The organism is Variovorax sp. UMC13, from assembly GCF_014170375.1.
GTDB lineage: Bacteria > Pseudomonadota > Gammaproteobacteria > Burkholderiales > Burkholderiaceae_C > Variovorax.
In genome coordinates this window covers 175,119-189,147 of the sequence record NZ_LZZW01000010.1, presented here as the reverse complement: position 1 = coordinate 189,147, position 14,029 = coordinate 175,119, and the positions used below count along the sequence as shown (strand labels likewise).

At 68.9% G+C, this 14,029-nt stretch carries 13 protein-coding genes; 6 read left to right on the top strand and 7 right to left on the bottom strand.

The window, feature by feature from the left end:
* Positions 1-52 precede the first annotated feature (52 nt).
* On the top strand, positions 53-508 hold the full coding sequence (locus A9977_RS05975) for a hypothetical protein (RefSeq protein WP_183023958.1): 456 nt from the start codon (positions 53-55) through the stop codon (positions 506-508).
* A 10-nt stretch (positions 509-518) separates the two neighbouring features.
* The gene (locus A9977_RS05970; protein ID WP_310936092.1) at positions 519-1,169 is read left to right on the top strand and encodes a TetR/AcrR family transcriptional regulator; all 651 of its coding nucleotides are present in this window, start codon (positions 519-521) and stop codon (positions 1,167-1,169) included.
* A gap of 12 nt (positions 1,170-1,181) precedes the next feature.
* On the opposite strand, the gene A9977_RS05965 is transcribed toward A9977_RS05970, so the two are convergent.
* The 4 genes from A9977_RS05965 to efp all read right to left on the bottom strand — a co-directional run bounded on the left by A9977_RS05965 (position 1,182) and on the right by efp (position 5,272).
* Complete coding sequence (locus A9977_RS05965) at positions 1,182-2,048, bottom strand: TIGR00730 family Rossman fold protein (RefSeq protein ID WP_183023957.1); 867 nt, start codon at positions 2,046-2,048, stop codon at positions 1,182-1,184.
* 87 nt (positions 2,049-2,135) lie between these two features.
* The gene (locus tag A9977_RS05960) at positions 2,136-3,233 is read right to left on the bottom strand and encodes a YncE family protein (protein ID WP_183023956.1); all 1,098 of its coding nucleotides are present in this window, start codon (positions 3,231-3,233) and stop codon (positions 2,136-2,138) included.
* A 37-nt stretch (positions 3,234-3,270) separates the two neighbouring features.
* Complete coding sequence (locus A9977_RS05955) at positions 3,271-4,329, bottom strand: YncE family protein (RefSeq protein WP_259651831.1); 1,059 nt, start codon at positions 4,327-4,329, stop codon at positions 3,271-3,273.
* A 388-nt stretch (positions 4,330-4,717) separates the two neighbouring features.
* Positions 4,718-5,272, bottom strand: coding sequence for an elongation factor P (gene efp / locus A9977_RS05950; protein WP_183023955.1), 555 nt, complete (start codon positions 5,270-5,272; stop codon positions 4,718-4,720).
* A 176-nt stretch (positions 5,273-5,448) separates the two neighbouring features.
* Here efp and A9977_RS05945 point away from each other — a divergent pair, with 176 nt between their 5' ends.
* Entirely contained in the window at positions 5,449-6,225 is a 777-nt protein-coding gene (locus A9977_RS05945; RefSeq protein ID WP_183023954.1) for a fumarylacetoacetate hydrolase family protein, read from the top strand.
* Here the strand turns inward: A9977_RS05945 and earP are convergent.
* A complete protein-coding gene (gene earP, locus A9977_RS05940) occupies positions 6,222-7,325 on the bottom strand; it encodes an elongation factor P maturation arginine rhamnosyltransferase EarP (RefSeq protein ID WP_183023953.1) in 1,104 nt (367 codons plus the stop codon). The genes A9977_RS05945 and earP overlap by 4 nt on opposite strands.
* An 85-nt stretch (positions 7,326-7,410) precedes the next feature.
* On the bottom strand, positions 7,411-9,429 hold the full coding sequence (locus A9977_RS05935) for a gamma-glutamyltransferase family protein (RefSeq protein ID WP_183023952.1): 2,019 nt from the start codon (positions 9,427-9,429) through the stop codon (positions 7,411-7,413).
* 169 nt (positions 9,430-9,598) lie between these two features.
* Between A9977_RS05935 and uvrC the strand changes: the two genes are divergently transcribed.
* The 3 genes from uvrC to A9977_RS05920 are packed head-to-tail and all read left to right on the top strand — an operon-like array spanning position 9,599 to position 13,051.
* Complete coding sequence (uvrC, locus tag A9977_RS05930) at positions 9,599-11,548, top strand: excinuclease ABC subunit UvrC (RefSeq protein ID WP_183023951.1); 1,950 nt, start codon at positions 9,599-9,601, stop codon at positions 11,546-11,548.
* A 46-nt stretch (positions 11,549-11,594) separates the two neighbouring features.
* Positions 11,595-12,161 carry a CDP-diacylglycerol--glycerol-3-phosphate 3-phosphatidyltransferase gene (pgsA, locus tag A9977_RS05925; RefSeq protein WP_183024135.1) on the top strand — a complete coding sequence of 189 codons (567 nt, stop codon included), beginning with the start codon at positions 11,595-11,597 and terminating at the stop codon, positions 12,159-12,161.
* Entirely contained in the window at positions 12,158-13,051 is an 894-nt protein-coding gene (locus A9977_RS05920; protein WP_183023950.1) for a DMT family transporter, read from the top strand. Before pgsA ends, A9977_RS05920 begins: the two co-directional genes overlap by 4 nt.
* Here the strand turns inward: A9977_RS05920 and A9977_RS05915 are convergent.
* Positions 13,048-13,974, bottom strand: coding sequence for a LysR family transcriptional regulator (locus A9977_RS05915; protein WP_183023949.1), 927 nt, complete (start codon positions 13,972-13,974; stop codon positions 13,048-13,050). The two genes, A9977_RS05920 and A9977_RS05915, sit on opposite strands and share 4 nt — an antisense overlap.
* Positions 13,975-14,029 lie beyond the last annotated feature (55 nt).

The following is a 14,029-nucleotide window of genomic DNA, read 5'->3' as shown; positions in this document are numbered from 1 at the left end:
GCCGTGGCGCCTCGGCGCCCCGCTTCGCGCTCTTTTTTCCAAGGACTTTTCCATGATCCATCACGAACTCGGCCAGTGGCCCCTGGTCATCAGCGTCTCGGCCGGACTGCAGACCCTCGAGGCCATGCAGGCCTTCACCGACGACTGGAACCGCTGGCTCGACCGCGGCGAACCCTTCGTGTCGCTGCGCGTGTTCGCCGACGCCGATGCGCTGGTGCATCCCGAGGGCGGCGCCCAGAATGCGAAGCAGTGGCTGCAGGCGCGGGGCGCCGACATCCGCCGCCAGATGATGGGCATGGCCAGCGTGGTGCCGGCCGACCAGTACGAGAGGGTCCGGAAGATGAATGTCGAGAAGCTTTTCGGCGTGCCCGCGAGCACCTTTTCCGACAGCGACGATGCGCTGGCCTGGATCGGCGAGCGCGTGATGGTGCCGCGCGGCCTGCCCTTCGATCTGGCAGCGGTGCGAGCGGCCCTCGCCGCGGCACGCGCGACGGCCGGCGTGGCCTGAGGCGGGCGCCGTGGACCCGACCCCGATGCCCGAGGGCGAGGCCGCGCCGCGCCGTCGCACCAAGGCTCCCGAGACCCGCGCGCTCGCGCTGATGGATGCGGCCGAGCGGCTGTTCATCGCCAAGGGCATTGCCGCCACCGGCATCGACGACATCGCGGCCGGTGCGCAGGTGGCCAAGGGCACCTTCTACCTGTACTTTCCCTCGAAGGAGGCGCTGCTCGGCGCACTGCAGCAGCGCTTCGTCGACAGCTTCTGCACGCGGCTGCAGGAAGCCATGGACCGGCACCGCGCCGACAACCACCGCGCGCGCCTGAGGGCCTGGGTGGCGACGGGCCTGGAGACCTACCTCGACAACGTCGCGCTGCACGACGTGGTGTTCCACGAGTACCGGCCCGAGGACCGGCGCATGCGCAACGACAACGCGGTCATCACCCAGCTCGTGGGGCTGCTGCAACGGGGCGACGCGGCGGGCGTCTGGGACGTGGAAGACGCGACGCTGACTGCCGTGATTCTGTTCAACGCGCTGCACGGCGTGGCCGACGATGCGGTGGCCATGGGACCGGCGGCCGACCCGGTGGCCGATCGCCGGCGGCGGGTGCGTGCGCTCACGCGCTTCTTCGAGCAGGCGCTGCACCCCGATGCCGACGACGTCGACGCCTGAGGCGCGGCGCGATCAGAGTGCGTAGAAGCGTTTGACCGCGGCCCAGGCGTCCTCGGGCGTGTCGACGTAGCGGAACAGGTCGATGTCCTGGGGCGAGATCACGCCTTCTTCGACCAGGAAATCGAAGTCGATCAGGCGCTTCCAGTACTCGGAGCCGAACAGCACGATCGGCACCGCCTTGGACTTGCGGGTCTGCACCAGCGTGACCACCTCGAACAGCTCGTCGAGCGTGCCGAAGCCGCCGGGGAAGGCCACCAGCGCCTTGGCCCGCATCATGAAGTGCATCTTGCGGATGGCGAAGTAGTGGAACTTGAAGCTCAACGCCGGCGTGACGTAGGGGTTGGGTTCCTCCTCCATCGGCAGCGCGATCGCCAGGCCGATGTTGAGGCCGCCACCTTCATGCGAGCCGCGGTTGGCGGCCTGCATGATGCCCGGGCCGCCGCCGGTGCAGATGAACAGCTTGTCCTCGGGGTCCTTGTCGTTGCTGTACTGCGCCACCAGCTTGCCGAAGGCGCGCGCTTCCTCGTAGTAGTGCGAGTTGCGCGACAGCTTGCGCCAGCGCTCGGCCGCCACGGTGTCGCCCACCGCCTCGGCCTGGGCGATGAGGGCGGCCGATTCTTCCTGGCTGCGGAAGCGCGCGCTGCCGAACACCACCACGGTGTTCTCGATGCCGTGCTCGCGCATCTGCAGGTCGGGCTTCATGAGCTCGAGCTGCATGCGCAGGCCGCGGGTCTCGCGGCGCAGCAGGAACTCGGGATCGGCGAAAGCCAGGCGCGACGGATCCTGGTCCAGGGGCAGGCCCTTGTCCGAATGCGCCTGCAGCGTGGCCCAGGCATCGGCCAGTCGCTTGTCGTGGAGGTCGTGTGTGCTGTTGGTCATGGGTGAATCGAACGAGAAGCATCCGATTGTGCCGCCTGGCCGTCGGCGCCCCGGACGGCCCTCCCAAGACCTTGCCCATGCCTGCACTCAGTCGTACACGCCGACGATCGGTCCGGTGCCGGTGACCACCGCGCGTCCGACCGGCTGGTGGCTGCGCGTGTCGTAGGTGACGACGTTGCCGGGCAGGCCCGGCTGGAACGAGAAGAACGCCAGTCCGATCGTGCCGCCCAGCGGTGCGGCGAAAGCCCTGGATGCCGCACCCAGGTCGCTCACATAGGCGCGCTGGCCGTCCGCGCTGAAGGTGGCGACCACCGGCGCGTGCTCGGTCGGGATCACCTTGACGACGGTGTCGGTGCGCGTGTCGACGATCGAGATGTTGCGGGTGCCGACATTGCAGATGTAGAGCTGGCTGCCATCGGGCGTGAGCGTGCCCGAGACCGGCGCGCTGCCCGGCGGCAGTGTCAGGGTCTTGACCACCGCCCAGGCCTCGGTGTCGATCACCGAGATGCTGTCGCTCAACTCGTTCATCGCATAGAGCTTGCGGCCGTCGCCGCTCATGGCGCCCCAGTCGGGCCCCACGCCCTGCACCGGCAGGCGAGGCCGGAGCGGGGCGCCGGTCTGCGCATCGTAGGGCGCCACCGTGCTGTCGGAGAAGAACACGTAGAGGCGCTGGCCGTCGGGGCTGATCTCGATGGCGATGGGCGATCCCGGCAGGGCGAAGCTGCGCACCACCTGGTCGCTGCGGGTGTCGATCACCTGCATCAGCGAGGCCGAGGTGGGCACGTACAGGAAGCGGCCGTCGGGCGCGAGCTGGATCGAGGCGAAGGGCAGGCCGTGGGTGGGGATCTTCTTGGCGACGGTGTCGGTGCGCGTGTCGATGACCGCGATCTCGCCGCGCTCCGGCCCGAAGTTGTCGATGTAGATCTTCGAGCGGTCCGGCAGCATGCGCAGCACCGTGGGGTGCGAGCCGACGTCGGGGATCTTCTTCAGCAGGGTCTGGGCCGCGGTGTCGATCACATAGACGGCGCCCTCGCCGGAGACCGGCACATAGCCGCGCTGGCGCACGGCGGCGGCTAATGTGCTTGGATCGGCGGCTGCCGGTCGTGCCGCGGGCAGCATCAGCGCGATCGCCAGCCCCAAGGCGGCCGCCTGCGGCCAGCGTGCCAAGGCGTGTGGGATGTTCATGGTCAGGACTCCTGGATGGTTCGCGGCGCGAAAGCGCTCAGAGCAGGGGCACCCAGGCCGGAACGCCCGGACCTGCTTCGGTCGGGATCGGCGCGCCCACCGTCTGGTCGGTCTTCGGGTCGAACACGATCACCTGCCCGGACCCCAGCAGGCCCAGGGTCACGAGGTTGCCGAACAGCACCACCTCGCCCAGCGGGCCCTTGAACTTGGCCGAGCTGGGGCCCAGGTCGCTGATGTAGCCGCGCGTGCCGTCGGCGCTGAACATCACGCTGGTGGTGGAGCCGGTGGTGGGAATGACCTTGATGATCTTGTCGGTGGCCACGTCCAGCACGCGCAGCCCGGTGTCGCCGAACACCGTGACGTAGAGCTTGGTGCCGTCGGGCGACAGGGTGGAGACGAAGGCGCCCGGATCGGAGGGCCGGTAGACGCCGCTGGTGTGGGTGCTGAGGGTCTTGGTCAGCATCCAGTTCGCGACGTCGATCACGCCGATCTGGTTGACCGTGTCGACATAGAGCTTCCTGCCGTCGGCGGTGAAGCTGAACCAGAAGGGCCCGAGGCCGCCGCTCCAGATCGGCCTCTTGATCTCGGCGCCGGTCAGCGGGTCGTAGACGCCCAGCAGGCCCGACTGGAAGCCCACGTAGAGCTTGCCGTCGGGTCCGCTGATCGAGGACACCGGGATGTCCGGGAAGCGCAGCCGGCGCACCACGGCGTCGGTCTTGGTGCTGACGACTTCGACCACGAAGCCGACCTCGGGCAGGTAGATCTCGCTGCCGTCCAGGGAGGTGAAGGCGCCCAGCGGGGTGCTTTCGACCGGCACCGTTTTCACGCCGCCGCTCTTGCGGTCGATCACCGAGATGGTGGCGGGCACCAGGCCGAAGTTGTCGACGTAGATCTTGCTGCCGTCGAGCGTGGCGGCCATCACCGCGGGGCGCGCCGCGGGGAAGGTCACCGGGATGCGTTCGGTGATCTTGGCGGTGGCGGTGTCGATCACCGCGATCGTGTTGTTCGCCACCTCGGGCAGGTACAGCCTGCCGGGTGGTCCGACCGGCGCGGGGGCCTGGGCCTGGGCCAGGCCGGCCGCGAGGCACAGGCCCATGAGCAGGGTATGCAGAAGGGAGGGCCGGCGCGATGAGTGTCGGCCGTGGTCGATGTGAAGCGATGGCATGAAAGCAACCTTTTTGGAGTGCGTTGGAGGACGGTGCAAGCGGCGGCGATGGTAGGAGCGCATCGAAGCCGTGAAACGTCCCGCCGACGACAGAGGAGGCCGTCGGGCTGCAAATCCATCACGCTTTGGAAGGGGTGGCGACGACCGGCAGGCGCGCGCGGCATCGGCGAAACGAACCGATGACAAATGAGCAGGGCCGCGCTGCTTGCGCGGCAGGCAGGGGCGGCCTCGGGGTGCCGGCCGGTGCACAAACGACAAGGGCTCCTTGCGGAGCCCTTGGGGATGTGCGGAGCAAAGGCCCGGAGGGCCCCGTTTCTCTTTAGACGCGCTTGCGGTATTCGCCGGTGCGGGTGTCGATTTCGATCTTGTCGCCTTGCGACACGAACAGCGGCACGGGCACTTCGAAGCCGGTCGAGATCTTGGCGGGCTTGAGCACCTTGCCCGAGGTGTCGCCCTTGACGGCGGGTTCGGTCCAGGTGATCTCGCGCTCGACGCTGGTCGGCAGTTCGACCGAGATGGCCTTGCCGTCGTAGAACACCACTTCGACCGGCATGCCGTCTTCGAGGTAGTTCAGCGCGTCGCCCATGTTCTCGGCTTCGACTTCGTACTGGTTGTACTCGGTGTCCATGCAGACGTACATCGGGTCGGCGAAGTAGGAGTAGGTGCACTCCTTCTTCTCGAGCACGATCTGGTCGATCTTGTCGTCGGCCTTGAACACCTGTTCGGTGTTGAAGTTGGCGATCAGGCTCTTGAGCTTCATGCGCACGGTGGCCGAGTTGCGGCCGCCACGGCTGTATTCGGTCTTGAGGACGACCATCGGGTCCTTGCCGTGCATGATCACGTTGCCGGCGCGGATTTCTTGAGCGATTTTCATAACGTTGTCTGGCTGGTTGGCCGCAGGGTTGCGGCAGGCCGTCGAAGCTATTTGCAATCAACGATTGCAACGCTGCGGACTTGAACATTCGCAGTTGGACAGCGGCGGCAAATTTTGGATAGCCGCTGATTTTAGCGGTTTTCACGAAGCCTTCCCATTTCGGGCAGACTTGGCGGGTGCAAAACGACACCCTCAACGACATCGCCGCCGCGCTCGTCGCGGCCCGTCGCAGCGGCATCGCCGCGGACGAGACCCCCTGGAAAGACACGGCGCTCACGCCCGAAGACATCCACACCGTGCAGGAACGCGTGGCCGCCGAACTCGGCTGGTCCGACGACCCCGAGGCGCCCGGCGCCTGGAAGGGCGGCGGTCCGACGCCGACCTCGGTCGCGGCGTTCGCCCGGCTGCCGCCCGTGTGGGTGCGCCCTTCGCAAGGCCGCCTCGCGGTGGCCGATTTCCACCGCCTGGGCATCGAGATCGAGGTCGCGTTCCGGCTGGCGCGCGACGTCTCGGCGGTCGACCTGGCGGCCCGCGCGGTGCACGATCCGGCCGCGCTGTTCGACGCGATGGCCGTGTCGATCGAACTGGTCGACTACCGCTGGCAGGGCGGCGAGCATGCGCCGGCGCCGCTGCGCATGGCCGACCTGCAGTCCAATGGCGCGCTGGTGCTGGGCGAGTGGCGGCCGATGCAGGCCGTCGACTGGCAGCAGCAGGTCGCCACGCTCACCGTCGACGGCGTGCAGCGCGGGCGCTACCAGGGCGCGCACCCCTGCGGCGACCCGATGTGGATGGCGCCGCAGTGGCTGCAGCACGGCGTGGCGCGCCACGACCGGCTGCCGGCCGGCAGCGTGCTGACCACCGGTTCGTGGTGCGGCATGGTCTGGCTCGAGGGGCCGGCCGTGGTGCACGCGGCTTTCGAGGGCATCGGCGAGGCGACGCTGACCCTGGTCTAGGGTCGGGGCAGCGCGTCGACGAAGCGCATCAGCTGCGTCAGCAGGTCGTCCTGGGCCCGTTGCGCGTCACGCGCGCGTTGCGCGGCCCGGGCCCAGTCGTCGAGCGTGGCCGCATCCGGCGCCGATGGATCGGCATCGTGGGTGTCGTTCCATGCGCGATGGAACGCCCGCAGGCTGGGCGGCGCCTCGATGGCATCGAGAAAAGCCTCGAGTTTGACGTGGTGCGCATCGTCGTCCTGCGGGTAGATCTGCCAGGCGAAGGGCAGGCCGGCCCAGAGCGCGCGCACCAGCGAGTCTTCCCCACGCACGAAATTGAGGTCGCAGCTCCACAGCAGCGCGTCGAAGTCGTCCTGCGTCAGCAGCGGCAGGAAGTGGACCGACAGGCGGCCCGCGGTCGCGGCGGGGGCGTCCGCCGCCAGCGCCAGCGCCGTGCGCACGGCCTGCGCGGCGCGGCCGGCCGTGACCAGCAGGCGCACCGGTGCCTCGCCCGCGGCCCATTGCCCGAGCAGCGCCGCGAGTCGTGCCGGCTCGTAGCAGAACAGCGACACCAGCCGTTCGCCGGGCTGCCATCCGATGCCCTGCGCGGCCAGCCAGGAAGCGCGGTCGAAGCCGGCCTGGCGCGCGGCCAGTTCGGGCTCGCGCAGCAGGCCGCCGGTGCGCGGGCTGAAACCGGGATAGAAGAAGCGTTTGGTCAGTCCTTCGCCCGGCCCGCGGAAGACCGAGGAGGGCAGGGTGTGCAGCCGCTCGACATACGGTTCGGCCGACAGGTATTCGAGGTTGATCCAAGCGCCGCGAAAGCCGGGCGTGCGCGCATGTTCGGCGTAGCGTGCGATCAGCGCCGGGGCCGGCTCGCAGCCGAAGGCCTCGACCAGCACGTCGGGCGGGGCCGCCTGTGCAGCCGCTTCGACCGCCTCGGCGTCCGACCAGTCGACCACCGCCACGCCCGGGCATCCGCCAGGCGCCATCCAGGCCAGCGCGCGGCCGTCGTCGACCCACAGGCGCGCGCTTTCACCGCGCGCGGCCAGCTGGCGCGCGAGGCGCCAGCAGACGCCCAGGTCGCCATGGTTGTCGATGACCCGGCAGAAGATGTCCCAGCGCATGAAGTCGGTCCGCAAATGAAAAAGGCCCCCGCGGCCTGTCGATCGCGGGAGCCTAGCGCATTGCCGCACGGTGTGCGGCGCGTTGTCAGGGCGTGACGACGTCGCCCAGCACGATGCCTTCACGGCGCGGGTCGGCGCCGCCGGTCAGCACCGAGCCGGTGTTGTTCTTCACGCGGATGATGGTGCTGATGCCGCTGGACTGCGCGCTGGTCGAGACGTTGTGGCCGAGGGCCTTGAGGCCGAGCACCAGCGGATCGTTGGCGCCGGCATCGTCTGTTCCGTTGCCGAGCGGGGTCTTGACGATGTTCGGATGCTCACGGCCGACCGAGGTCGAGGGCGGGTTGGAGTTGCTGGCACCGAAATCGACCAGCGAGGTCGCCTGCTGTGCATCGAGGCCCCAGTCGAGGGCGCCGACCACGGTCTTGACCACGTACTGGATGATCGTGCCGCCGCCCGGCGAACCGGTGGCCATCACGAAATCGCCAGGGCCACTGCCACGGAAGACCATGGTGGGCGCCATCGTGCTGCGCGGGCGCTTGCCCGGTGCGACACGGTTGGGCACCAGCGCGCCGGTGCTGTCGGTGGGCGAGGCGTTGAAGTCGGTCAGCTGGTTGTTCAGCAGGATACCGTGGCTCATGTGGAACGAACCCATCGAGCCTTCGACGGTGGTCGTCATCGTGACCACGTTGCCTTCCTTGTCGACGATCGAGAAGTGGGTCGTGCCATGCTCGACGGTCGTGTCCACGCCGATCGGCGGCAGGCCGAAGTCACCGGCCGGCGCGACGCCCATGGTCTTGGTCGTCCGGATCAGGTCGGCGCGCAGACGCATGTAGTCCTTGTTGAGCAGCGTGTTCGCGCTGCCGCCGGGCAGGGGCACGAAGTCGGTGTCGGCCACATACTTGTCGCGGTCGGCATAGGCCAGGCGCTCGGCTTCGGTCACCAGGTGCACGCCCATCACCGTGGGCTTGCCGCCTTCGAGGTCCACGTTGGTCGGCTTGTACAGGTCGAGATTGAAGTTTTCCAGGATGCCCAGCGCCGACAGCACGCCGATGCCGCCCGAGGACGGCGGCGACATGCTGCAGATGTAGTAGGCGCGGTAGGTCGTGCAGACCGGATCGCGGCGCTTGGGGCGGTAGTTCTTCAGGTCGTCCAGCGTGGTCAGGCCGGGCGTGATGGGCGAACCGTCGACGGCCTGCGTGATGCCGATCTTGGCGACGATGTCTTCGGCGATCTTGCCGGTGTACAGCGCGTCTGCGCCCTGGCTGGCCATGGCCTTGAGCACCGCGGCGTAGGGCGGGTTGGTCAGCGTGGCGCCGAGCGGCTTGGGCGCGCCGGCTGCATCGAAGAAGTAGGCGGTGGCTTCGGCATCACGCTTCAGCGCATCTTTCGATCCTTCGATGGCCGCGGCCATGCGCCCGCCGATCTTGAAGCCGTCGGTCGCGAGCCGCGTGCCTTCGCCGAACAGGTCCTTCCAGGCCAGCTTGCCGTGGTCGCCGTGCGCCATCTCGAGCATGCGCATCACGCCGGGCGTGCCGATGGAGCGGCCGCTGCCGCGCGCGTTGGGTTTCGGGACCGTCTGGTTGGACGCGTCGATGTAGCGCAGGTAGTCGGCGGTGGCGGCGGCCGGGGCCGTCTCGCGGCCGTCGTAGGCCTGGACCTTGTTGGTCTTCACGTCGTAATAGAGCATGAAGGCGCCGCCGGCCAGGCTGCTCGACTGAGGTTCGACCAGCGCGAGCACGGCCTGCACCGCGATCGCCGCGTCGGCGGCGCTGCCGCCGGCCTTGAGAACGTCGCAGCCGGCCTTGGTGGCCAGCGGGTGGTTGGCCACCACCATGTAGCTCTTGGCCGTGACCAGCTTGTGGCCGAGCACATAGCCGGAGGCCGGTTCGGGCGCGGCCGGGTCGCCGGGGACGCCGGAGCCGACCACCACGGGCGTGGTGCCGGGGTTGGTCGTGAGGCAGCTGTTGTCGACCGCGACCGGGGGCGTGACAGTGATCGGCGGGGTGACGGTGACGGGACCGTTGTTGTCGCTGCCACCGCATCCGAAGAGCGAGAGCGACAGGGCGATCGGCGTGAGAACCCACCAGGGCTGATTTTTCTTCATTGGTATTTTTTTGGGATTTCTTGAAAAACAAAAGTCGCATGACGCGACTTCTTCGTTGAGCACGTGTCGTGCCAACCCTTCGATCTTGCCCCAGCTTTCACCTGTGGCACAGCGGGGAGGTCCCGACTTGCGGCGACCACGGTTTTTCCTGCAAGCCACAATAGCCGCCATGTCCGACGTGCATTCCGATCAACTCCTCAGCGAAGTCGCGGCCCTGCCGCAGTTGCCGGGCGTCTACCGCTATTTCGACGCGGCCGGCGCCGTGCTCTACGTGGGCAAGGCGCGCAACCTGAAGAAGCGGGTCGCCAACTATTTCCAGAAGAGCCATGGCGGCACCCGCATCGGCCACATGATCTCCAAGATCGTGCGCATGGAGACCACCGTGGTGCGCTCCGAGGCCGAGGCGCTGCTGCTCGAGAACAACCTGATCAAGACGCTCAAGCCGCGCTACAACATCCTGTTCCGCGACGACAAGAGCTACCCCTACCTGAAGATCGCGGCGCACGCCTTTCCGCGCCTGGCCTATTACCGCGGCGCGACCGACCGCAAGCACCGCTTCTTCGGTCCGTACCCGAGCGCCTGGGCGGTCAAGGAATCGATCCAGCTGCTGCAGAAGGTCTTCAAGCTGCGCACCTGCGAGGACACGGTCTACGCCAACCGCACCCGGCCCTGCCTGCTCTACCAGATCAAGCGCTGCAGCGCCCCATGCGTCGGCCACATCGGCCCCGAGGCCTACGCGCAGGACGTGGCCAGCGCCGAGGCTTTTCTGATGGGCGACACCCAGGCCGTGCTCTCCAAGCTCGAGCAGCGCATGACCACCCATGCCGAGAAGCTCGAGTTCGAGCAGGCGGCCGAGCTGCGCAACCAGATGTCGGCCATCTCGCGCGTGCTGCATCAGCAGTCGATCGAGATCGCCTCCGACAAGGACGTCGACATCCTGGCGGTCAAGGTGCAGGGCGGCAAGGCCTGCGTCAACCTCGCGATGGTGCGCGGCGGCCGGCACCTGGGCGACCGCGCCTACTTTCCGGTGCACGTGGAGGATGCGGCCCAGATCCACGAGGGCGAGCTGGACGGCGAATCGGCGGTCGCCGATCCGATCGAGGTGCAGGTGCTCGAGGCTTTCATCGCCCAGCACTACATCGACGTGCCGGTGCCGGCCACGCTGGTGCTGGGCCAGCCCGTGGGCCGCGAACTGGTCGAGGCGATCTCGCAGCAGGCCGGCGTGCGCATCACGGCCGTGTTCCAGCCGCGCGAGCAGCGCCGCCACTGGCTCGAGATGGCCCAGACCAACGCCGACCTGCAGCTCGCGCGGCTGCTGGCCGAGGAGGGCTCGCAGCAGGCCCGCACCCGCGCGATGGCCGATGCGCTGGAGCTCGCGCCCGACGACCTCGACAGCTTCCGCGTCGAGTGCTTCGACATCTCGCACACCGCGGGCGAAGCGACGCAGGCTTCCTGCGTGGTGTTCGAGCACCACGCGATGCAGAACCGCGAGTACCGCCGCTACAACATCGAGGGCATCACGCCGGGCGACGACTATGCGGCCATGCGCCAGGTGCTGCACCGCCGCTACGCCAAGCTGGCCGAGGCCATGGCGTCAGAGACCGACGCGCCCACGCCCGGCGATGCCGACGGCGCGGGCAGCGACGCGCCGCCGGCCACCCGCGCCGCGCGCATGCCCGACCTGGTGCTGGTCGACGGCGGCAAGGGCCAGGTCTCCATGGCGCGCGAGGTGTTTAGCGAACTCGGCCTGCCGCTGTCGCTGATCGTCGGCGTGGAGAAGGGCGAAGGCCGCAAGGTCGGGCTGGAGGAACTGGTGTTCGCCGATGGCCGCGAGAAGGTCTACCTGGGCAAGGACTCGGCCGCGCTGATGCTGGTGGCGCAGATCCGCGACGAGGCGCACCGCTTCGCCATCACCGGCATGCGCGCCAAGCGCGCCAAGGTGCGGGTGGGCGGCAGCCAGCTCGAGGACATCCCGGGCATCGGGCCGAAGCGCCGGGCCCGCCTGCTGCAGCGCTTCGGCGGCATCCGCGGCGTGGCGGCCGCGAGCGTGGAGGACATCGCGTCGGTCGAGGGCATCGCCTCCGATCTGGCCGAGGAAATCTACCGCGCACTGCATTGATGGATCGCCCCCGATGACATCCGTTCGCGTCATGCACAATCGTGGCATGTTCTGGACCCTGCCGACGATCATGACCTGGACGCGAATCATCGCGATCCCCTTGATCGTGGGCGTCTTCTACCTGCCCATCGCCGAGCCGATGCGCAACCTCATCGCCACGGTGATGTTCATCGTGTTCGCCGCCACCGACTGGCTCGACGGCTTCCTCGCGCGCAAGCTCAACCAGACCTCGGCCTTCGGCGCCTTCCTCGATCCGGTGGCCGACAAGTTCCTGGTCTGCGCCTCCCTGCTGGTGCTGGTCCACCTGCAGCGCGCCGACGTGTTCGTGGCGCTGATCATCATCGGCCGCGAGATCGCGATCTCGGCCTTGCGTGAATGGATGGCGCAGATCGGCGCCGCCAAGAGCGTGGCGGTGCACATGATCGGCAAGGTCAAGACCGTGGTCCAGATGGTGGCCATTCCCTTCCTGCTGTTCGACGGCCACCTGTTCGGCTTCATCGACACCGGCCTCTGGGGCCAGTGGCTGATCTGGGTGTCGGCCGTGCTCACCGTCTGGTCGATGGTGTACTACCTGCAGAAGGCCATCCCCGAGATCCGGGCCCGCACCAAATGACCGCGGCGGTGGCCGCCCGCACCGCGGGCTGGCTGCGCGTGCTGCCGGGCGTGTTCGTGCTGATCTGGAGCACCGGCTTCATCGTCGCGCGCTACGGCATGCCCTATGCGCCGCCGCTCAAGTTCCTGGCGCTGCGCTACCTGCTCTCCCTGCTGTGCTTCGCCGTGTGGGTCGGCCTGGCCCGCGTCGCCCTGCCGGCCACGCGCGGGCAGGTGGGGCACCTGGCCGTGACCGGCGTGCTGGTGAACGCGGGCTACCTGGCCGGCGTCTGGGCCGCGGTCCATGCGGGCATGGGCGCGGGCCTGGTGGCGCTGATGGTGGGCCTGCAGCCGGTGCTGACCGGCCTCTGGCTGTCGATGCGCGGCGGCACGATCACACGGCGGCAGTGGGCCGGCCTGCTGCTGGGCTTCGCGGGGCTGGTGATGGTGGTGTCGCGCAAGTTCGGCGACAGCGGCGAGGTCAGCCTGCTGACCATGAGCCTGGCCCTGGCCGCGCTGGTGTCGATCACCGCCGGCACGCTCTACCAGAAGCGTTTCGTCGCGCCCTGCGACGTGCGCAGCGCGAGCCTGGTGCAGTTCGGCGCGGCCCTGCTGGTCACGGCGCCGCTGGCCTTGCTCGAGACCGCGCCGATCCAATGGAACCTGCACTCGGGGGGCGCCATGGCCTGGTCGGTGCTGGTGCTGTCGCTGGGCGGCAGCTCGCTGTTCTACATGCTGATCCAGCGCGGCACGGCCACGGCCGTCACCAGCCTGCTCTACCTGGTGCCGCCCACCACCGCGCTGATGGCCTGGCTGCTGTTCTCCGAGCAGATCACGGCGCTGACGCTGATCGGCACCGCGGTCACGGCGCTGGGCGTGGGCCTGGTGGTGCGCGAGAGCCGGCCCGGCTAGGGCTTCCAGGGCTCGCTGCGGAACTGCTCGGCCAGGAAGTCGATCAGCAGCCGCACGCGGCGCGGCGTCTTGGGCCGCCAGGGCGCGATCCAGTGGATGTCGGCGTCGGGCATCGCGTGGTGCGGCAGCACCCGTACCAGTTCGCCCGCGGCCAGTTGCGGCGCGATGTCCCAGAGGCTGCGCAGCATGATGCCGCGGCCCGCGAGGCACCAGTCGCGCACCATCTCGCCCGAATTGCTCGACAGCGGCCCCTGTACCCGCACGCGCGACAGCGCGCTCTCCTTGTCGTGCTTGAGCGCCCAGTGCTCCCGGCCCGCGCCCTGGGCCTCGGTGTTCTCGCGCACGATCAGGCAGGCGTGCGTCGCGAGTTCCTCCAGCGCACGCGGCGTGCCGTGGGCCGACAGGTAGGCCGGCGACGCGACCAGGATGCGCTGGTTGCGCGCGAGCCGGCGCGAAATCCAGTGCGCGCTGTGCGCCCCCTGCACCGACCACAGCCACAGCGCGCCGTCGTAGCCGTCGGCGCCCAGGTCGGGCAGCTGCTCGCTGAGCTGCAGGTCGATCTGCAGCCCTGGATGGCGCTGCTGGAATTCGGCCAGCGCCGGCCCGACCCAGCGCCGGCCGAAGCCCAGCGTGGCGGCGATGCGCAGCCGGCCGCGCAGCGCGCTGTGGCGCTCGCTGAGTTCGGCCTCGAGCGCGGCGAAACCTTCGAGCAGTTTGTCGGCATGCAGGCACACGGCCTCGCCCTCGACCGTGAGGTTGAGCCGGCGCGTGGTGCGCTCGAACAGGCGCTGGCCCAACCGGCCCTCGAGCGCGGCCAGCCGCTTGGTGACCACCGAGGGCGCGACGCCCAGCGCCGCCGCGGCCGCGGCCAGGCTGCCGCGGTGCCGCACGGTGGTCACGAGTTCGAGATCGGCGCGTTCCATTCAGGCCCCATGGGAAATAATCAATTCGATGATTGTTGCTTGAAGAGAAGGGGAG